Below are 20,945 nucleotides of genomic sequence, written 5' to 3'. Positions count from 1 at the left end.
TCAGCCTGCCGCAGGCGCAACACAGGCCGCTTCATACCTGCATCCCGTTATCCCATTGTTGTCCCGGGAAGTATTTTTCGCGGGCTGCACCAGGAATGTACATTCCAAAAGCGGCAATTTGCTGGAATAAGTCATTTGTTATTTCTGTGCTGCTTGAAAAAGATATGAATCCAGTTGTTTTGGTTGTGTTGGCATAAGTTGCCCTGACAAATCCTAAGCTGTTGGCTTGCCACAGAACGGCAATTTCTTTTGGTTGTCCTTTTTGGTCGTACTTTATGCGTACTTCAATTATTTTGTTTGCCATGGTTTTGAGGGTTAAGCTGTTTCAGATATAAGTGAAGCTGATCCGCAGAATACTTGTTTGTATTCGCGACTTATATTTTTGAAGGTGTTGAGGAAAGCGTAGAAGCCTTCTTGCGGGCTCCAATAGTCATGTGCCGGCATGGAGTTCAGGTGCATGGCAGAAACGGTGCGTATCTGTTGCCTTGCGCCTTTGTTGTCGTGGTGGAATGCCTCGAATTCTATGTTGAGGGCCATGTTGTCGTATTCGGCAATGTTATCAAAGTCGACTGGGCTTAACATAAATCGGTCGCACACGGCCTGTTCGATGCGTTTTTCTATGTCGTTAAAAGCCTGAGCCAACAGTTTTTTTAATGGCCGGATAATGTCGCCGGTGTAGGCTTCGGGTGCATCGTGCAATAAGGCTGCTAAAGAGAGTGCCGGTGGGGCCAGCCAGGCAACCATGCAACTGTGCTGAGCTACACTATAAAACTCAGGTATGTTGCCATTCCACCGGCACATTTTACTTAAAGCGCCTGCAATGTCTTCTATATCGACCATGGCCGCGGTTGGGTTTTCCAGGTTGAACAGTTTTCCGGTCCCGGTAAGCATGTGGCCGGAGCTAATGTGTTTGAGTGAAGAAGGGATGGCGGGTTTCATGCAATACCCCTTTCTTTTGCAAAAGTGGCAATGTCAACACGGGTACGCCCTTCAATTTTCTGTTGAATATTGACCAGGTGATTGGCCACTGTGTTTTCTGAGATATCCAGCTCACCGGCAATTTCTTTGTTTAATTTTCCGGCAGCAATGAGAATAACTACCTGTAATTGCCGAAAAGAGATAATTCCTTTTTTGGTAACCAGCTCTTTGCATCGCAGTCCCTCATACATGCACCGTCCGCGAATACCGCAATCGTAATATTCTGAAACATCGGTGCATTCACCTTCAGAAACATCAGGCAAATGATTGCATCCGCCAAAGCGACAAATGCCATATATCCTTAAAATGTCTTCCGTTGGGGTGTGGGTAAGCGTTTCCAAAGCGGCCTCGTCGTTATCCAATTCATTTTGTAGAAATGTGATGTGCTCCTCTGGCATGTGAGGGAACTCATATCTTATTCCGCTTTGAATTGAGAATAATTTGTTTCCTTTTGCAAAGAATTCTATGTTGTTGTCGATGAGGCCGGCTGGTATCATGCTTTCGAATTGTTAAGTTCTTTTTGCAATAAATCAAGTTTAATTGAATTGCTGTTTTTCTTTTTTTGTTCTTCAACAGCAAGCCGGTAAGCTTCCGTTAAAATACCCTTGTTATCTTCCCGGAGGCCGCGCAGCACGTGGTCTATAAGTGATTCGCTGGCGCCCGTATTTTCAAAAATAATTTTGCGGTAGCCGCGGGGCAGGTATTTTTTAAGTCTCTGGTAATGAGACTTTTCATGTTTTTTTTTCATGTAGTTATTTTTGACTATTGACAAATGGGATTAATAATGTATAAATTTGTGTAAGAATGTGTAAGAAAGTACAAAGATAGTAAAACAAACTTTATAAAGTCAAGTAAAATTGAATTTATTTTCAAATAAACTTGATATTTACAACGTGTCTAAATAAAAAGAAGATGCAATCAACATTTACTCAGCGGTTTAAGCGGATAATGGATTATTATGAATTGTCTCAAAGTAAACTTGCAGAAGTGATTGGAACAACAAGTCAGACTATCAGTAACCTGGTAAATGGTTCAATGCCAAGATATGATCTGCTTTATAAACTGCTTAGTTATTTTAAGGAAGTGGATGCAAACTGGCTTTTACTCGATGAAGGCAGAATGCTGAAGTCAGGTTTAAATGATGGCATTGTATCAGAACCATCCGGAGATTATCATCAGTCAATGCGGCGGGAAGATTATGATAGGTTGACCCGAGTGATTGATCATCTGATAAAAGAAAATGAATGCCTTCGGGCAGAAATTTTACTTTTAAAAGGTATAGAAAAGGAAGGAGCTACGGGCACCTGAAGGTAATCTACAGGAAAGGTAAATATTGAATATTGGTTTTAGAAATATAAGTAGGGAAAATACGTATTTTTTAACAACTAACAAAAAGCCACAGAGAAAATAGAAGCACCGAAAACATAGGATTGACGCGGGGTATAGAGCGTGGGAGAAATCCCATATTCCACCCACACCCATTATATGTATCTGATATTCAGATATATACAACTGGATTAACAAAGAAAACATCCTCTGCATTCTCTGTTCTGTTTTTTGTGGCCTGGGGAGGCGCAAATATGAACATCGAAATGATTAAAAAAGAGGTCATTCTGCCTAAGCTTAATGATGCTGCCGGAAATATGAAAGGCAGTTGGTTTGTGTATTATTCTGTATTTGATCCTGCAGTGGGCAGGATGAAAACTTTCCGAATTTACAACGGCTTTAAAAAGTTGTCTACTGAGGCAGAGCGGTATAAGTATGCTGCTAAGCTTATCCGGAAGTGGAAAACAAAGCTACTGAAAGGCTGGAATCCATTTTTTGAGCAGGATAAGGTGAAGTATGCAAGCCTTATAAGGTATGAGACGGATGCCAGGCGCGGGCAGCATGTGATTGACAGTACCAGGAACTTTGAGTATTATTCGAGTAGGTATCTTCATTTTGTGAAGAACATCATAAAGCGCGAGCCTTCTACCTATACCTCTTATAAAAGTAAGCTGCGGATTTTTGGACAGTTCTTGTCAAAAAAAGGCATTGATAAGGTAAATGTCCGCTTTTATAACCAGGATACCATCAAGGATTTTAATGAGTACCTCATAAAAGAGCGCGGGCTGGATGGAAAATCGCTCAATGATTATAATGAAACGCTGAACCGTTTCTGGAAGCACCTTATTAATGAAGAAAAGAGCCTCACTCATAACCCGGTAACGGGTATAAGAAGGTATAAGGAAACGCCGGTGCATCACCTTGCTTTCAACCTACATCAGATTAACATGCTGCGCAATGCTATTGAGCCTGAAAGTCCTGTTGTGTGGCTTAAGCTAAAGATGCTCTACAGCACTTTATTGAGGCCGAATGAGCTTCGCCTGATACAAATGAAGCACTTTTCGTGGAGCGATGGCACGATAAGGCTTCCGTGCGATATTGCCAAAAACGACCGGGCGCGGTTGATCACTATTCCTGATTATCTGTATACCGAACTCATTATGAAAGGATATGATAAATATCCGGATGAATTCTATTTTTCCACCTCTGGCAGTGAGCCAGGCCCGAAACATGCAAGTAAAAACTTCCTGTACAATAAATTCAAACATTATCTGGTAAAGCTGAATTTCCAGAAAGGTTATACTTTGTATAGCTGGAAGCATACCGGCGTGCAGATGATGAAGCGCAGCGGCATTGACAATATGTATATAAAAGCACAGCTTGGCCATGCGTCGTATGATCAGATGCTTCCTTATATTGAGGAGCTGATGACGCAGGGCAACGATGATATCAGGCACAAAGCACCGGCTTTGTAAAAGCAGCTTGTTTATGAACTGATGACGCCAATAACGGCTGCAATCATGCTGAGAATGGTTATAACTACAAAAAATGTGAGGTAATTATAGATAGTATTCAGGCGCTTTACGATGAACATTTTATATGCCGCTTCAACTTCATCGTTAAACTGAGCTTTTGCCTTTTGCTTGAAAACATGTTCCGTATCAGCTTCATTTGATGTATAAAATTGCTGCATGTTTTCATTAAGATTACTAATGTTTTCGGCATTTGGCGATAGTAAAAAAAAGGATAGCACCGGCTGAAGATACATTTTAAGGTAACTTTTGTTTTTCATAACGTACTTTTTAGGGGGTGAATACCTGCGAAAAGTACTAATTAAATCTATATCTGCAAATTTTTTTTTGCGATAGGGATTGAAGCGGCATCCTTTTGTGTGCATGATATAATATCGGGTTAGAGTGCAGTAAATGTACTGTATATAATAGTTGGGAAGATTTCATCACGCCCACAAAAGATATAGCGGAAAGCCCGGCATCTGCGCTTTTTAGCAGATGATCGCCCAATTTATAAATTAACGAACGAAAACATCGAGTTCAGCTATACTTATATGCTTATCACTTATAGTAAAACGTATTTCTTTAATCATAAACCTGTATCCTGGAGCAGTATACCATTTTAGAAAGTCAATTTTAGCAAGATCATTTGGACTGAGATAGGCTTTAAGTTTAAATGTGCCACGAGATTTCATCATCAAATCAATCCAGGCTTTATAACGTTTTTCATAGATGCCATTCGGGCCATCCCACCTGAGCGAAAGTGCGTGGGTGTATGCCGGATAAGGATTGCTGTTTTCAAAGCTTATTGGATTACCCGAATAGTCATAAATATCGCATGAAGCAAAAGGATAAAGATTATCAGTACTGTCTTTTCTGAGGCCATGATAATAAAGGAGGCTATTCGAAAAATCACTTTTAAAAAAGTCGGGTAATCCATCAAAATTCCCTGGCTGGGCAGTATTAGGAATGAGCCATTTACGTAGTAAAGGGGATGAAGGTGTTGTATCACGGAAAGGATAACTATTATTCATTATAGGATTGATGTTAGTTTTTATTTCAAACATCTCTCCAGTATGATTTTCATCAATATATTCGTATTGAAAAAAGAAGTCATTGGTATGCTTTAGCCAGGTGATTATGGCTACTTCCGGGTCATAATTGTAAATCCAGTATTCTTTGTTGGCGTTCACATAATAACAATCGTTAATTTTCGGGTCTTCAATTTCGGTAAGGTCAGATACTGTGTTAACAGATCCTTTTAGGGAGAGGCCGTCCAGCGATTTAAAGTTTTCACGAATAAAATCGTCGTTGTTTGTACTTTGTATCAGCCTGAACCCTTTGTATGCGCTGCAACTGAGTTCCGGAGTGGTGGTAATGATGCCCGGGAATTGTTGAAAGTCTGTATCAGAAGCAATATCTTTCAGATATTTTAAGCGAATTGTGCGGCTATTTGGCCGATAATCGAATGCAATGCCAAAGAACTTGCACAGGTTTGTAAAGTAGTCGCTTATGAGTACTTCCGGAACGTGATCTTTCAGGTCGATGCCCGGCGTTGGCGATATAAGGTCGTTGCTTATAAAGTTATTTTCGGCATAGGTGTTGAATATAACAAGCTGCCGCATGTCGATGTCTGTAAAAACATTGTTTTGTACTGAAATATCAAAGGTTTCAAAAACCCTATTCATCACATAGGCCAGGTAGGGGAAGGGAACAAAGAGGTTGTAGGCAACAAAATAGTCATCGTTAGCATAACCAGATAACAACATTTTGAATTTATTATCAACATAGTAGTTTTGAACAGTAAAGTAATTGCTATAAATTTCTTTGGCGCTTACATGGTCAACCTGATAGGTATCATCATCGATATTATCAAACATTTTATTGTTTTCGAGCGGGAAGCAGGCATAATCGCTGTGTGGGTATAGATTTAAACCATTGGTTGCAAGTTCAATATTAGATAACATAATTTCTATGTTTGATGATTGTAACATAGAAAAGAGTATGATGTGTAATATTGCAGGTTTTGGACCGTCTGATTTAAGATAGATGTCCCAGGTGATTTCATCGCCTATGGTTACTGTTACATCTACTGTGCGGATTCCGGTTTCTATAAAGTTAGGCGTAAAAAAGGGAACGCCATTTTTATAAACCCGGAGCCAGTTCATTTCTGAGACCACCTCTTGAACAACAATTTCAAACTTAAGGGAAATTGTTCCGGTCATTGAAGAAATAAATTTATTTCCAGAGATTTGTAACTCATTATATGGGTTTTTTGAAATGACTGAGAAAGCAGGTATAAAAGTATAATCAAAAGGGATTTGACTAATTTGTGCTATATTAACATCATTTTCCATGGTAGCCTTTGCTCTGATTGGATTTTCAGTCTCGTTACGAATTCCACCTAAATCCAGTTCATTTAGCTTTTTGCTTTTAAAAAGCATGGCCAGGTCGCTATTATCTATCGGGCAGCTTACCTCATATTCATATTCTGAGGTGCTCACCACATTTGCGGTACCCGCATAACGCAACAGCCCGAAAGTTAGCAGCAATGGCTTGCTTATAGAATTGCTGCCAAACCGCCCGGGCCGGTGGAAGTAACCCAGCTCTTTTTTCATTGCCGGAGTGGCCGGTAACTGAAAATTAAAAATAAAAGATCCCTTACCCCCACTAAAAACGGGGGAGCGAAGTACAACCGGTATTTCAAGACCGTTGGTTTCGGCCCAGGTGTCACCTATTTTTATTTTTAGTTCCGACATTTTAGTTCAATATTTCAAAATTACCGTTTTCTGGATCAATAAAATTAATTGGGCCGTAAGTTGGGTTTGTCCCTGCACCGAAGGATCCTTCCATGCCGGCGATTGAGTAATGGCCTGATTCTATGACCGCGCTTCCACCACCGTAATTGAATATGGCTATGCCTTTGTCGGTGGTGCGCATGTGGGTGTTGTTGTTCAGTGTGACTTTTGATTTGTCAACCCAAACGTGGTATTGTTTTACGTTGTAGAATATATTGTCCTCAACGATGGTATTGGTTGCAGGATAGCCGCCCGGATAGGTAGCGCCAACGCCTACGCCACGGTCGAAGTTGCGGAAGGTGTTGCCTTTGATCAGGGTGTTTTTTACAAACTTACCGCCTAAGCGGATTGCCTGTTGCCCTCCGGCGCCTACAAATTCATTGTTGAGCACCTGTATCCCGTTCCCGCGCTCGATGTGTATACAGGATGAAACATTATTGTTGCTGATAAATACATTGTGTTCGATGGTGCCCGTGGCTTCATCTGAAAGTCCGGCGGCGCTGTTGAGTATGAGTCCGTATTTATTACCAGCGCCGTCGCTGCGATCAACAACATTAAAGGCAATGTAAAAGCCGTCATAAGTACCGTCGAGCTGGATTCCATCACCCGACGATGCCGATTGGTTTGGGTTGGTGAAGTAACGCTGGTTTAGCCTGGTAAAGTGATTGCCGGTTACTTTTATGCGTTTACAGAACTTTGTATAAATTCCGTCGAGGGCTACGTTGTCGATTTTATTATCGATAAGTTCAAAGTCATCGGAATAAAATGCATGAAGTCCGAACCCGTTGTTGTTAGAATGGTGTGCTTCGCTCATATCGCAACCATATACGCCACATTTGGGCGAATTATCAGCATGGGTGAGCGAAATGGCATTGATGCTTCCTTTCACTTCAAAGCCAACCACTCGGCAGCCCGTTGAATTTTGAAATGTGATAAGGTGAACAGTGCCGGTACTGCTAATTTTAGCCCTATCGCCTTGGCCATATTCGCTTATGATTACATCTGTTTTTTGGCTGAAAGTGATATTTGGTATAACAGAGCCACGTTTCACCTTGTAGGTCTTGCCGTTTTCAAAGGCAGGTAAGGTTTTGAAAGGAGCCGTTATGGTGCCTTTGTAGCCGTTGTTGCTTCCGCTATATTTTGTGTCGATGTAGATGGCATCGTCGGGCAGCACATCGTCGGGTATGCTATTTATTAGCGCCTGTAACCTTATCGAAATTTCTGATTTCGTGATTGGAGGCATGCCTATCACCCCAGCTATTTTCATGGATGTGAGGGATAATGTTTCGTGGTTTTCTTTTGTGTTCATCGGTTTTGGGGTTTAAAAATTCATCAAGTTCATTGTTCCATTTTGTAATAAGCCATAGACTTACCAACAATATTACAAATAGTAACAGGAATAAACCACAGACTACTGCTATAAGCATTTCATAATCTTTCATGCTTATCATCTCTAATTCTGTGCAGCAATAGAATAAATGGAATTGAAACCGCAAAAATAATTCCGGGTATCAAAACAAAGAAAATAAGTGCCGCTATCATGATTTCAGAACTAAAAGTAAGTGTGCATTTGAACATTTTTAAACAGCAGTTCATCCATTGCAAGTGCGATGATAAGCAATACAAACAGCGCTGCCATAAAGTATTTTGCATACTTGGTAAATTTTTGAAGTTTTGCCAGATGCTCTTCAGGTGCAGCTAATGTGGCAACCCACAATAACAAAAATATTGCGGTTACAACGTAAAACAGGATTTCAATGATTTTTGTGTACATGGGTTTTGGGTTTTATTGTTAATGACCAATTGCTTTACTTACTGTTTTGGCGTTTGCCCAGTTTACTTTAATAATGCGTTTAATATTGCCGGAAGAAGTAACAGGCTCAATTTCACCAGTGTGTCCCCACCAGGGAGAACCGTCAAGAGTATATTCAAGCGTATTAACATTAATATTTGGTGATGAGTTAATTTTGCACCAAGGCGAACCATCAAGTGTTAATTCAAGTGTTTTTATGGTATTGAGATTTATCATGTCGTCATTCCTATTGAACCGATGTAAGCAAAATTACCTTTTGTTAATGAGGCTTCGAGTGTTATTATTCCTGTTTTAGTAGGATTAATAAATAGAATTACCTGTTGCCATTCAGCAATCGGTATTGTAGTTGCTGTTAAATCATCTGTTAACGATATATTAGATTTTAATCTACGAATAGAAAGTGTAGCTTCGCCTGTGTCATTTTGAAGTAATACCCATACTTTTATCAATATTGGGACGTTCTTTTCAACAGCAATTTCAGCAATGCGAAAATAATCTAATATAGGATAATCAAGTTGTGAGTAGTTTGCACCTGCCATAAGTCTCCATGCCCCATTTTCATCTTCACGCTTTATATCTGTTTGCCAATTCATAATTGAATTTTCTGCCCCATAATAATAAGCCCCAATTACTCCATTAAGATTTATAACAGTTAATCCTGAATTTGAAAGTTGAGTACTAGTAGGCGACAAATATGTTTTATTATTTATAACAGTATTATAAGCTGTGAACATACCAGTTCCTTCACAATCAATCCATGTATTATGCGTCGAATTATCATTTGTCAGCCCATATTGATTGTCTTTTCCTGTAATGTTAATAAGGGTATTATTACATCCTTTATTGCCGCTAATTGTATTGTCTTTATCAGTAGTTAATTTAAGCCCGCTATAATTGTTATTCAGACTTATGTTTTCAAAATGACAACTTGAAGTCGCACAGTCGAACGCAGCCGATATGTCCCCGTTGTTGTTAATAACAGCATCAATTACTCTTGTTTTATTTCCAGAGTTTCCTGAATATCCATGTGTGTAATTATTCAATGCAAATATGTTCTTAATATCAAAACCTGAAGCTATGGAGAATCCAATTATACAGTTGATTGCTGACATATAATTTAATGCACTTCCAAGGCTATTCAAAGTTGATCCATTTATTCCGGTAGCATAACCAGAAACTATAAAACGCTCAAAACTTATAAAATTATTATCTATATAAATAAAATATCCTGCACAACAACCACCGCTAATTACTGTAATTCCATCTTGTTCGTTACTTGATTTATTCCATCCACCCGAGAATTTCAAACGTTCTGTTTTCGATTTTCCCGATTTTGTAGTTTTGTAATATGTTGCAGACCTTCCCATAGGGCGTGAAGCTGCAATAATAAAAAAAGATTCAATAGATTCGGTGTCGCCATAATAACCACGACCTGGCGCTCTTAATATTTGTTGATCAATATAAATAGAAGTTCCATTGATTGCTTGTATTGGATAAAAATCTAAAAGAGGATTGCTGCTCTTACCTATAACAGAATGTAAAGTTAAATCATTGCAGGCAAAAATATTATTAAGTCTAATATGGAGCATTGCTAACGTAACGTTATTTTTGTATAATGCTATTGACTTAATTGAAGTATGTAATGGAGAACCATTGTCAAAAACAACAGAATCAAATGTATTATTTTCGCCTACTGGCGATAAATCTATTGTATGCACAGGTGCATCGCCTGCCTCGTCGCTGCATAAACAAAGTGAATAGTCGCCCTCTTTGAGATATGAATATATATTTGTTCCATACCAAAATGAAACTTTATTATATGCGGATAAGTTCAGTTCTGTTAATTTCTTATAAGCAAGTTTACCGATAGCTGTTGTTGCACTAAAAACATTTTGACAAGTCGTACTTAATTTACCTGATGAATATGAATTCGCTGTACCCAAAGCAGAAGTCCATGTATTGCCGATGCAATCATCAATTTTTTCTGTTTTGGCCGTTGGAATTGTTACTAAATTACTTTTATTTGTCCAAGCGGAAGAACCTAACGATATAGGCACTCCTGTTTTTGCAACCTTGACTGTATCTGTATCTGAAAGTGTTGCATCATGCCCGCTAATTTCTTTCCACGCATTGGCCCAAGAGAGTCCATCATTAGAGTCATTGCCATTTAATAAATCCACGTGATAAGTTGCCATATTATTCAGGTTTTAACTCAACTTGCACCAGTTGAGGATTAAAGTAAAAAGTGTCTGCTGTATTCGCAACGCCTAAAAGCTGCACTACGGTATCTTCCACGATAGGGTCGGCATCAAAGGGCGAAGTTTGCGTGAGTGTGTTTCCGGTTGTTCCCGTAATGGTGAGGTAAATCCAAGCGCCAATGCTCCAGTTCCAGGCATCGTCGCGCACAAAGCCAATAAGCAGGTAATGCCCGGTTGCATCGGCTTCTACTTCATCGTCAATAAGCATAGCCAGGGCGGTTGCGTTGGCGATAACGTCTGCTTTGGCTATCTGCGCCTTGCCGCTGGAATTAAGCCGTACAACGTCGCCAAATGCCTGCGATTCGTTTGCGGTAAAAGTCGTTGTAATGCCGCTGGCGGTTTGGTTAGTTGCCGGGATAGAAGTTAATTCGGTACTTCCGCCACTTCCCCCGGATTCATCATCCCAAGCGGTATCATAATCCGTTGCGGATTGTTTTTTCAGGACTTGCCCGGTAGTTCCGCCGGTTGGAACCCCAACACCGTCGTCACCTTTATACTTTTTCCAAAGCCCGGTAAAATCTGTTACTACCGGAGTAGCTATTTCTGTATCAGTAGAAAGTATTGCAATGTAATCCAACGCTGAATCAAAGGTTAGAGTAAAGCCCGTGCCGGAAGCATCAGAAGCATAAGCGATATAAACAAAAGCACTGTCAGTGCCTCCTCCCTCAGCATCCACTTCCTCAACTGCTGTAACCAATCCCTTTTTGTTTACGGTTACTTTAGGGATTTTAGTAGTTGAACCAAACGTACCTACATTAGAATTTACTGTTCTAAGCGTTGTCCGTATTGGATGACCTACACTTCCTGAGCCAGAAACATCTCCGGCCAGATAAATAGTTGTTGGGGTTGGTGGTGGGGAAATGCCTTTTTCCAATCTTATGTAGTCCAGATAAAAACCGGGCTGGTAAGCAACTCCGCCAGCTATTGGATAAAACCACACAAAGCGGATTTCATTATAGAAAGCGTCTGAAAAACTAATAGAACTCATTTCAATAGAAATGTGTTGCCATTTGTCTGGGCCTGAGAGAAATGGTACATTTCGTGGTGAAGATACCAGCACACCATCCAGATAAAATTCAACTAATAAGGCACTTAGCGTAGTAACATTGAATTTGAATTTTAATGCCAAATGCAATAAATCAAAATCGACGATTGAAACATTCCCAGCACTTTCAAATTTAACGTAGTCTGCTGTTTGAATATTTCCTACATCAGCACACTTTAACCCAAAGTAAGGGTCTGCTGTACTGTCAAAGTCCACAACAACGCCAACTCCTGTTCCCGCCCACTCGGTGTTTTCGTTATAGATTACATTGCGGAATATTAAACCTCCAAAACCGGTAGCTCCGGCAGGGATAAGTATTTCGGCAATTTCAACCTGTGTAATAGGGTTAATGTAAGGTTTGAGTGCATTGGCAGCCGGAGTTCCTGTTATTACACTAAATTCGTTATCTTCTGTGGCAACTATAACATCAATGCGTGGATTGTCAGGGTTGGAAGCCTGCAACGTAATAATTAAATCATCGGCTTTATAAAGCTCTCCTCTTATAAAATAGATAGCACCGGAAACAGCAAAAAGCATTCCATCCAACCAGGAAACTTTACCACCATACATAAGACCTTGCGGTTTTTGAATTGTGGTAATACGTTCAGCATTTGATTCCGGGAATTTTTTGTAAATTGTTTCCACCGGATAGAAACCATCATCTTCACTATATACATCCAGTGCGATTTGATTTTTGTCAATCAGTTCCATCTCTCCCGTTACAGGATCTGTTGCTACTATCTTCCCCCGTTTGCCTTCGGGCACCGGTGGGTGGTCTTCGATGCTGTCGATTTGGTGAGCGCGAAGGTGCGATTCACCGGTTCCGGGAGGCCCTCCGGCTACTTCTATAACTTCTTTTACACCTGCATCACTTTCACGTAAAACGTATAATGCACCTGAGCGGATGTTTTTGGCAATGGTTTCGTGGTCCAACTGGTTAACGGTTGGTTTTCTTCCTTCTATTTTAGATAAAACAAATTTCCAGAATCTCATTGCTCAGCTTCTATAATTTGAGTTAAAGCGTGTTCGTATTCGAATTGGATGAAAAACATGTTTTCATCGTCAGTTTTGCGTGTCATTTTAGCATCACGCAAAACAATTGGAATAAGTCGGCTTCCTACCACTTCGTAACGTTCTGAGCTCTCAAAGAATTCAGCCATATATTCAGCCATGGGAGCATCCATAAACCCGGTGCGGCAAACAAGCACATCCGATGATTCAACAGATAGTTGCTTTCGGTCTGCCAACGGGCTCACATCAGGGTTTTGCTGTGAAACATTCACGAATTTAAAATCGCTGTTAAGCTCACGGATGCCGGTAGCAACAAAGGTGTCATAACCGCCCGGGCTGTTGGCAAATATGAACTGGTGATCACTCAGATGATCATCATAGTCGAGCAGATAGGTGCGTGTTTCGCTGCGTTCTATTTCACCAAACATGGCTGTAACCGTGTAGTATGCTGCGGTTTTTCCAGGATGGTTGGTTTCTGTCCAGAATAGAATAGACAGAAGAGGAGCGCTTACGCCGAATTCAATAATCGTGTTTTGGGTAATATTTCCCGTTTGCTGCCCGGTGGTAAAACTGCCCGAAGTGCCGTCAGTAAATCCTACCTTCACTTTTAAGTTAAGTTTTTCATTGTTTTCCGGAACCCACCAAATTGGTAGAAATAGTTTTTGCATTTGCGTTGGGGTGGTAACCAGCGTTTTTGGGCTGAAGGTTAAAAATGCCTTCTCATTCACCAGCCATTGACTGAATGATGTCCACTTGGAATAAAATTCTGATTTTATCCAATTTGGAATTTTTCCGCGAACTGCATAATGGTAATACAGCCAAATGGTGGTTAGTAACGGTGAAGGGGCATCGGCATAAATCTCCTGGCATTTTATTTTGTACTCTTTGATCAAACCTGTTTTTGGGTTCCAGGGAATGTTTCCCTGTTCAGGGAAGGTAAATTGACGCGGGGTAAACATCATCGAGCGGATATATTCGCTCATATCCATACTTGCCGAACCGGGCAATATGGGATAAAGAACGTCTGCACCCAGTATCTGATCAGCGGCATCAAAAATGGTAACCTCGATGCTCACGCCGCCTTCGGTGTTGGAAGGAAGATCGGTTGCAACCTCAATGCGCATCACATTGTCGCAGAGTGCAAGTTTGGGCGGATATTTTACGAACTCGATCATGATGCAATGTTAATATTGATTGTAAATTTTAAAAAGGACAAAATCAGAACATGCTCTGCTGTTCAATGTCGGTAACCTTAGCATTAAAGTTCATCAAATCCTGATATACAATTTTGCTGATTACTCCGTCTTTGTGCATTTTTTCGAGATTCAGGTTTAGCCGATTGATGGCAGTAGTAAGAAGTTTATCCTGAGCTGGGATAGAATAATTCATCTCTGCCATGGAATCTGGATATTTCCCATGCTCAAATTGAGGGGTTTTACCGGCCATGTGGTAAATGGCTCTGATAAGACCGGGAGCATTGGCCTGCATGCGGCTGGTGGTTGGTGCATCAATTATCATCTCTGCGCCATTTTCCGCAAACAGTGATGGGCTGGTGAAAATGCCGGTGGAAGGTGTGCCAACATAATCGGCATGGTAAATACGGTTATCGTCTTTTCCGGTAACGGTGTATTTTCCTTTTGCAAATTGCGGAACTTTTTGTGCGGCAATAGTAGTAATTAGTGCAGCGTTTGCAATAGCGGTAGAAATTCCAAGCGGAGTTAATACCCCGGCTTTTATTACTGCAATTGTGCCATCAATGGTGGCACGGATAATATCAGCAGCTTTTTGTTTTTTGAATGCTTCGGTTTTAATTGCCCGCTCTTTTTTTGCATACTTTTCCCTGATTTTATCTTTTTGCTCTTCGGTCAGGTTTTTGTTTGAAAGTTCGCGATTCATTGCCTTGTCAAGTGCCTTGAGCTCATAATCAACGCGGGCATCAGCATTATTTCTCCAGATATCAAACGCGGCACCGCTTACTGTTTTCACCTGGTCAAGGTAAAAATCACCATCAAATTTTGGAGTTGGCAATGGAGCCATTTCGGGAAGCACCAGCGGTTCAACTTCTGTATCAAGTGCCGTCTGAAAATCATCCATCATGTTTTTTACCCAGTCGCCTGCTGCTACATCGGGTTTTAAACCCTCATCACTTATCGAAATTCTTACTTTATCAATTACAGCTTCCAGGTTACCGCCTGCGGCCACAATTTCATCAATATATTTTTTTGAATTTTCGAGCTGTGCAAGTAATTTTCCTACACCTATTGCCTTACTGATATCTCCTGCCGTAACCAGGTTGGTAAGTTGTGTTTTATATACTGAAATGGCGGCACTCAGTTTTTCATACGATGTAAGGAGTTTGGCATTTCCTTCCGTTGTTTCGTCGGTGGATGTTTTGAGAAGTTTATTAACTTCAGCCAACTTATCGCTGATGCGCGTATAATCTTCTGATCCAATCGCAACATTTTTAAGCGCAACGCCCAATAGCCTGGCTTTTTCCTCAAGCTGCGTTGCGGTGGTTTTTACATTTATCGTTATGGCATCGGCATTGCTTTCTGCGTTTATAATATCGGAAAGATCAGAATTTTGTTGTTTAAAATTATTAATTGATTCCCCCATTTTTTCTATGTTCTCGTCCATCTCAGCGGCAGCCTCAGCACCATTTTTAGCGGCATCTTCAAGGGTTCGTTGAATAACCGAAGATGCGACGCCCATCGACAGGAGTACGTTTTTGACATCTTGCCATACTGATGTTTTCGTGTTTTCGTTGCGTGTTAATATTTGCCTTGTTTTGGCAAGCAGTAGTTCAGCCTCAGCTTGTTTAATGGTGCTCTCTGTAAGACTTTTAAGTTTTAATATTTGTTCAGCGTTCAACTTGTTTAAACCAGAAAACGCTGTTTGCTGGGCGTTGTATCGTGCGGTAAGAAGATCATTCGCTTCACTGGTTTCTTTTATGCGAACTCTCTTTAAACTTTCAAGCCTCATTGATTCAGAGCTATACTTGTCATACAGTTTGATGGCAGCAATTAACCCGGTAACGGCCAGGATGGCCAGGCCAATAGGACCGCCCAAAGCAGCCATAGCGGTTTTAAGTGTAGTTGTAGCAATGGCAGCAGCTTTTTGCGCTACTGTGGTTTTTCCAATCAGCGCAAGCCGGTATTGTTCCTGAATTAACAGGGCCTTCAGTAATATTGCATCCTTAATTTTAAGCCCAATGCCGGTTTTTAAAGTTAGATGTTCAATCAATGAAGCAGCAATAACTTTTATTTTTGCTGCCTGAAGTGCCAGGAAGGCACCAACCAAAAGAATAATTGCAGTTTCATTCCTGCGGTAAAAATCTGGAGCAGCTACCAGGGCTTTTATGAGATAACTCAGGCCGTTTGTGCTTTTGATCAGGGCAGGAGTCAGGCTCTCACCCAATATCAGTGCTTTTTCCTTAAAGTTTTTCTTTGCCTTGTCAAGCTGGGCATTAAGGTTGTTGTTTTTAATGTTGTATTCATTGGTAACGGAAGTGCCTTCAACCATTGCCTGATTGGCAATCTTTTGAGCTGCCGTTACTTTATCAATGCTTCCTGCCATGCTGCTAAGCACGCCAACCGCCCGGGCACCATCCAGGCCCATATCCTGAAATATGGGTATCATCTCCTGGAAGCCGCCTTTATCCCTCATTGCACTCAGCACCTGAATAATGGCCGAGTTGGCATCAGTTTTCAGCAGGTTTGAAAACTTTGTTACTTCTATTCCCGCAATTTTGGCAAATTTGGCAGGATCTTCCATTATTTTCATAATGAATTTTTGAAGTGCCGTGGCGCTCATCTCCACTGCCTGCATATCCTGATCAAGGGCTGAGCCGTAACCGAGGATGGCGCTCATACTGATGTTTGCCTGTTTGGCAATACCGCCCAATCGTCCGGCAAAAGCAACCAGGTAAGGCTCACTGGCTGTGGAACTGGCGCCCAGTTCGTTTACTGCGGAGCCAACGGCAAGCATCTGTTCTTTTAGGCCAAGGTTTTGCAGTTCTATGCTGGCATCCTTATACACGCCAACCATCTTGCCAATGTTTTTAATCGCATCGTCTCCCAGATCTTCGCCAAGTGCAACGTTTATCTGATTACCGGCATCCACAAAGTCAAGGATATCGCGTGTGCTGGTAAGACCCAACTTACCGGCATCGCGCGCAAGCATATTCAGGCTTTCGCGGGGAGTACGGGCATCCATTTTTTTAAATTCTTCGTTTAACCCGATCACCTCTTCACGGGTTTTGCCCGTGGTTTTCATCACATCGCTGTAAACATCATCCATCGCGGCCACATCGTTGGCCAGCTTTCTGAAACCAAGTGCAATGCCCGTAATAGATGCGGCAAAAGCGGTTGCTATCCCAAAATACTTGTTAAAGCCGTTGGCCATGTTGTTTAGCGAAGTGCCTGCCGATTGGCTTTTTGTCTTCAACTCACGCATTCTCCCGTTTACCGCATCCAGTTGAACCTGGAGCTTCTTGTATTCGGGCGTTCGGGGATCCATCACCCTCAATATCGCGTTCAGCTCTCCCTGCCGTTTCTTCAGCTCTTTCATCGACAAGCCGGTTAATCCTATTTGATTAACCAGATGATCAAGCTCGTATTGGTTGCGTTTGAGTGCAGCCGCCTTGGCGTGCCATTCTGCCGTGTCTTTTTGGCCCTGCTTCTCAAGCTGCTTCAGCTCTTTTGTGAGAGATCGGCTATCCTCCTCCAGTTCTCTGATGCGTCTGCGCGAATCGTCGTTTTTTATAACGATTTCAAGTTGCGCCCTGTCAATGGTTAAATCGGCCATGGTCGTAATTAGATGTTTATAGTAACTTTTGAGGAATTCCGGAGCGATGTCCTTTCAATAATGAGTTTAAGCCGGGCTATTTCTGCCTCCGAGTAATTGGTTGCCAGCCTGGAGAGCAGTCGGTTGATGCTTCCGTAAACATTGCGGGTGTACCAGCGGGTGTCTTTTTTCTTTTTGCGTGCCTTTTTGGCCTGATTGATGCCCCATACCACTTTGTCGGTATCAATAGCCTCAAATATGCTGCGCTGTGATTTCTTGAAATAGTTGACTTCTATCAACCGGCCATGGCTGGGAAAGCTGAAGGTGAGTTTTGGTTTGTTTCCCTTTGATATGCTTGTGTGGAAGCTTATATTGTCAATCAGTTCATCGGTTTTGCGAAGCCTCATTTGCTCAATGCTTTCTACAAACAGATCAGAAAGAAACTCCCCATGTAGGCTCAATTCTTCTTCAATGAACATCATTTCCACTTCATCGAATTGGCCAAACTGTTTACCTGAATTTGCGATTGCCCGTGTTATATCTGATTGCATAATGCAAAAATGATATGGGCCGCGTCAAAAAAAAAGGACAAAAAAAGCCCCACCATATTGGCAGGGCTTTTAATGGCAATAAAATAGGGAGTAAAGTCAGGCTTGAGCGGTTTCTGTTTCCTTTGTTTGTCGCAAAAGGTCAAACAGTCCGGCCGTTACCCGCCTGAAATCGGGCAAGTTTCCTTCGCTAATGATGCTGTGCTGGCACAGAAATTCAATGGCATCCAGAATTTTGGATTCTTCGGTTAAATCATTCATGGCGTCTCCTTTTAATGGAGAAACCCCCATTCATCTCCAAAGAGCACCCCGCCAAGGGTACCACCGTTTTCACGATAAGATAAATGAGGGTTTCCCCTATTAAATGTGTTGACTAAAAACATGGTTTTGGCGGTATTTTCTTTGTTCACTCACTTTTGCAAGCAAATGATACAGCAAATGTAAGCCTGAAACCTGGTTTTTCAATACGTTTATGAAAAATATTTCAGGAAATATTCCAATCCCCGGCGTTAAAGTCAATGGCGGCAATGTGGCCGCACGTAAAAGCAATGTGAACACCATAACACTGGTCGAATACTGGCCCATATATGCGGTATTTCACAGAAAGCGGATCAAACAACTGTAAAAACTTGCTGTCTCTGGTTTCGCACAATTGAGCATCGCGTTCCATGCGAGCCACAAACGATAATGCCAGGGCTTTCATTTCGCGGTGCGCAAGGTCAATGCCGGCATCATCATCCGAATCGGTTACCTTTTTAATAAACATAACGCCACTTTGCATCAGGTCCGTTTTATTGTCGCCGTTCTGTCCGGCAATCTTGCCTTCCAGCGAATCCATAACCACGGCCGGGAAGTTCGACAGATTGTTGCTGTCATCATTAAGGAAGTGATCAATAGAGCGGAAGAAATGCCGCGATTTATTGCTGTGTGCAACGGCTTTGTGCTCTGTGCTGAGTTTCTCGAAATAGGCTTTCATTTTTTATTCTCCAATTCGTTGCGTTGCCTTTCACTTGCAATTGCTTTTTGCTCAAGGTCAAACAACAGTGTCCAAAAATTAAGGCGTGCAATCTGCTCAATGTCGGTTGGCTTGTCGCTTATGGCCTGGAATATTCCTGCCCAGCCGGTGCCATTTTCGCCATCGTCGCCACCGCTGTTAAATACGTGCGGGTGCCCATTTATTGCCAAATTCCGGCAACCTTCAAAAAACATCAGTATTGCAAAGCGAACATCCATGTTTATTTTGGCAATATCCGCGGCCCGGGCAAGGTGGTAATCGTGATAAGATACCCTGTGTTCGCCATCCCAGCTTTGCACCAATCGGGCGAGCCAGGCAAAGCGACGGGCAGGCCGGTAAAGCACTGCAATCATTTCATTCAGATAGCGAACATTGCCCGTAGCCAAAAAGCTCTGGTATCGGTATTCTGCCTTAGCAAACTCACCTGCAGTAATGTTTCTCATCCGGTCATCTGGTCCGTAGAGCCGTACGCCTGCTTTAATCATCGGAATCATTTGCCGGGTAAGGGCATTGTTGCGCTCAACCCTCATTCTCCCGTCTGGCAAAGGCTCTTCGGTAAGTAAGAAATCAAGGGTTTCGGCAAGCCGGGCAACATCTGAGTAATCAATTGATTTCACCCTGCCTTTTTTAATCCCCCACAGGGCAAAAGGAACGCCCAGACGATAAATACCATTTACAATCCAGGTTGCATCACGGTAGTGGAAAAGACACTTGTTTAAGCGCAGCCATTTAAAAATGAGCCTTACTTTTAAATCGTAGGGCGAAAGCTGCTGTTGCAGTAGCCTGGCAATGTCAAGCAACTGAGCGCGGTTCATTTCATTCCAACTGCCTGGATAAACAAAGTCTTTGCCTTCTATTTCAACCGTTTGCATGTCGTTATCTCCGTTTCCTGAGTTTAATTTTCCAATAGGCAGCGGTGGTTAATCCTTTGTTAAAAGGATCCACGGTTAGCTGGTAAGCATTGTCGCGCCGGGTAACCAGCAAGGCCGATGCTCCCAGCATAAAATCACCCTCAAGGTTTGCCCCCACGGCCGGACCAACAAAAACCTTGTTAACCGGATCGGCATAAGTGGTAATGTTTGTAATGATTTGGGTTGGCCTTCTGTTTTCATAAATCAGGGTAGCCCTGCCCAGGCTGTTTCGTGAAACGGTATCCTGCAATGCAATCATTGCCAGACTATCATCTTTCAGTACGCGGTGATACACGTTGCGGCTGAAAAATTCCTGAAGGATGGCGGCTGTATCCACATTTGCCGGAATCTCCACGGGCACCAGCTTTTCAACCGGATAGGGTATGCCTATTTTATAAACATAGTGCGTAGTGTCGTAATGCCACACTTCGGTTTTACTGTGCGTTGGCTGTTGCGGCTCAGGCCGGCTGCATTCCCTTTGCAGGAAAAGCAAGCCGATAAGCAGTAAGATGGCAATGTTTTGAAGTGATGCAATATATTTCATGGCCTGAATTCATAAATGGTTGACAGTCCGGTGTATTTCAAATCAATATGCACCCAGCTTACTCCGGATTCAATCCGGGTTAATCCCAGCTTTAGCAGTTCGGTGGCGTTTGCACGGATAATGTTTCGCACAGCCTCAGCCGTTAACCCGGCTACATCAAAATCAACGGCCTTTCCGTCACGGTGCATGCTTTTTGAGGCACCCACGGTGCAGGTCTTGGGGCGGTAGCCGCGGTATTTAAATTTACCGCCTCTGTGCCAGTTGTTGATTGTCATTGCACGGTTTCCACACAGTATGCGGATACGCTCCAGCACTTTTAGCAAACGCGGATCTATCAATGAAACGGACCCAGGCCCCATGGCGTTAAATGTTTCAGGAGGTACCAACTCCTGGAGTTCAAAA

At 42.1% G+C, this 20,945-nt stretch carries 21 protein-coding genes; 2 read left to right on the top strand and 19 right to left on the bottom strand.

Features of this window, described 5'->3' with window-relative positions; translation table 11 throughout:
• Positions 1-31 precede the first annotated feature (31 nt).
• The 4 genes from PHT93_RS07655 to PHT93_RS07640 are packed head-to-tail and all read right to left on the bottom strand — an operon-like array spanning position 32 to position 1,726.
• Positions 32-304: a hypothetical protein gene (locus PHT93_RS07655; RefSeq protein WP_300241406.1), complete on the bottom strand. Its 273-nt coding sequence runs from the start codon at positions 302-304 to the stop codon at positions 32-34.
• A gap of 11 nt (positions 305-315) precedes the next feature.
• The gene (locus PHT93_RS07650; RefSeq protein ID WP_300241404.1) at positions 316-939 is read right to left on the bottom strand and encodes an HD domain-containing protein; all 624 of its coding nucleotides are present in this window, start codon (positions 937-939) and stop codon (positions 316-318) included.
• The gene (locus tag PHT93_RS07645; protein ID WP_300241402.1) at positions 936-1,475 is read right to left on the bottom strand and encodes a LuxR family transcriptional regulator; all 540 of its coding nucleotides are present in this window, start codon (positions 1,473-1,475) and stop codon (positions 936-938) included. The genes PHT93_RS07650 and PHT93_RS07645 overlap by 4 nt, the downstream gene beginning before the upstream one ends.
• A complete protein-coding gene (locus tag PHT93_RS07640) occupies positions 1,472-1,726 on the bottom strand; it encodes a hypothetical protein (RefSeq protein ID WP_300241400.1) in 255 nt (84 codons plus the stop codon). The genes PHT93_RS07645 and PHT93_RS07640 overlap by 4 nt, the downstream gene beginning before the upstream one ends.
• Positions 1,727-1,890: 164 nt before the next feature.
• On the opposite strand from PHT93_RS07640, the gene PHT93_RS07635 reads away from it, so the two are divergent.
• Both PHT93_RS07635 and PHT93_RS07630 read left to right on the top strand, forming a co-directional pair.
• A complete protein-coding gene (locus tag PHT93_RS07635) occupies positions 1,891-2,286 on the top strand; it encodes a helix-turn-helix transcriptional regulator (RefSeq protein ID WP_300241398.1) in 396 nt (131 codons plus the stop codon).
• 284 nt (positions 2,287-2,570) lie between these two features.
• Positions 2,571-3,779, top strand: coding sequence for a site-specific integrase (locus PHT93_RS07630; RefSeq protein ID WP_300241396.1), 1,209 nt, complete (start codon positions 2,571-2,573; stop codon positions 3,777-3,779).
• An 11-nt stretch (positions 3,780-3,790) separates the two neighbouring features.
• On the opposite strand, the gene PHT93_RS07625 is transcribed toward PHT93_RS07630, so the two are convergent.
• The 15 genes from PHT93_RS07625 to PHT93_RS07555 all read right to left on the bottom strand — a co-directional run bounded on the left by PHT93_RS07625 (position 3,791) and on the right by PHT93_RS07555 (position 20,902).
• Entirely contained in the window at positions 3,791-4,096 is a 306-nt protein-coding gene (locus tag PHT93_RS07625) for a hypothetical protein (RefSeq protein ID WP_300241394.1), read from the bottom strand.
• Positions 4,097-4,333: 237 nt separating this feature from the next.
• Positions 4,334-6,574 carry a hypothetical protein gene (locus PHT93_RS07620; RefSeq protein ID WP_300241392.1) on the bottom strand — a complete coding sequence of 747 codons (2,241 nt, stop codon included), beginning with the start codon at positions 6,572-6,574 and terminating at the stop codon, positions 4,334-4,336.
• Between the two features lies 1 nt (position 6,575).
• The gene (locus PHT93_RS07615; RefSeq protein WP_300241389.1) at positions 6,576-7,922 is read right to left on the bottom strand and encodes a right-handed parallel beta-helix repeat-containing protein; all 1,347 of its coding nucleotides are present in this window, start codon (positions 7,920-7,922) and stop codon (positions 6,576-6,578) included.
• 243 nt (positions 7,923-8,165) lie between these two features.
• Positions 8,166-8,387, bottom strand: coding sequence for a hypothetical protein (locus PHT93_RS07610; protein ID WP_300241386.1), 222 nt, complete (start codon positions 8,385-8,387; stop codon positions 8,166-8,168).
• 18 nt (positions 8,388-8,405) lie between these two features.
• Positions 8,406-8,642, bottom strand: coding sequence for a hypothetical protein (locus tag PHT93_RS07605; RefSeq protein WP_300241385.1), 237 nt, complete (start codon positions 8,640-8,642; stop codon positions 8,406-8,408).
• The gene (locus PHT93_RS07600; protein ID WP_300241383.1) at positions 8,639-10,621 is read right to left on the bottom strand and encodes a hypothetical protein; all 1,983 of its coding nucleotides are present in this window, start codon (positions 10,619-10,621) and stop codon (positions 8,639-8,641) included. The genes PHT93_RS07605 and PHT93_RS07600 overlap by 4 nt, the downstream gene beginning before the upstream one ends.
• 1 nt (position 10,622) lies before the next feature.
• Positions 10,623-12,722, bottom strand: coding sequence for a hypothetical protein (locus PHT93_RS07595; RefSeq protein ID WP_300241381.1), 2,100 nt, complete (start codon positions 12,720-12,722; stop codon positions 10,623-10,625).
• The gene (locus tag PHT93_RS07590; protein ID WP_300241380.1) at positions 12,719-13,915 is read right to left on the bottom strand and encodes a hypothetical protein; all 1,197 of its coding nucleotides are present in this window, start codon (positions 13,913-13,915) and stop codon (positions 12,719-12,721) included. Before PHT93_RS07590 ends, PHT93_RS07595 begins: the two co-directional genes overlap by 4 nt.
• 43 nt (positions 13,916-13,958) lie before the next feature.
• Complete coding sequence (locus PHT93_RS07585; protein ID WP_300241378.1) at positions 13,959-17,546, bottom strand: phage tail tape measure protein; 3,588 nt, start codon at positions 17,544-17,546, stop codon at positions 13,959-13,961.
• 8 nt (positions 17,547-17,554) lie between these two features.
• Positions 17,555-18,076, bottom strand: a complete 522-nt coding sequence (locus PHT93_RS07580) for a hypothetical protein (protein ID WP_300241376.1) — start codon at positions 18,074-18,076, stop codon at positions 17,555-17,557.
• Positions 18,077-18,172: 96 nt separating this feature from the next.
• Positions 18,173-18,334 (bottom strand): hypothetical protein, encoded by a 162-nt coding sequence (locus PHT93_RS07575; RefSeq protein ID WP_300241374.1) that lies wholly within the window; start codon positions 18,332-18,334, stop codon positions 18,173-18,175.
• A gap of 223 nt (positions 18,335-18,557) precedes the next feature.
• Positions 18,558-19,049: a hypothetical protein gene (locus PHT93_RS07570; protein WP_300241371.1), complete on the bottom strand. Its 492-nt coding sequence runs from the start codon at positions 19,047-19,049 to the stop codon at positions 18,558-18,560.
• Positions 19,046-19,960, bottom strand: coding sequence for a hypothetical protein (locus PHT93_RS07565; RefSeq protein ID WP_300241369.1), 915 nt, complete (start codon positions 19,958-19,960; stop codon positions 19,046-19,048). The genes PHT93_RS07570 and PHT93_RS07565 overlap by 4 nt, the downstream gene beginning before the upstream one ends.
• Before the next feature lie 4 nt (positions 19,961-19,964).
• On the bottom strand, positions 19,965-20,543 hold the full coding sequence (locus PHT93_RS07560; protein WP_300241366.1) for a hypothetical protein: 579 nt from the start codon (positions 20,541-20,543) through the stop codon (positions 19,965-19,967).
• On the bottom strand, positions 20,540-20,902 hold the full coding sequence (locus tag PHT93_RS07555; RefSeq protein ID WP_300241364.1) for a D-Ala-D-Ala carboxypeptidase family metallohydrolase: 363 nt from the start codon (positions 20,900-20,902) through the stop codon (positions 20,540-20,542). Before PHT93_RS07555 ends, PHT93_RS07560 begins: the two co-directional genes overlap by 4 nt.
• Positions 20,903-20,945 lie beyond the last annotated feature (43 nt).

The organism is Massilibacteroides sp. (assembly GCF_028705895.1).
GTDB lineage: Bacteria > Bacteroidota > Bacteroidia > Bacteroidales > Tannerellaceae > Massilibacteroides.
This window is presented reverse-complemented; position numbering and strand designations above follow the sequence as displayed.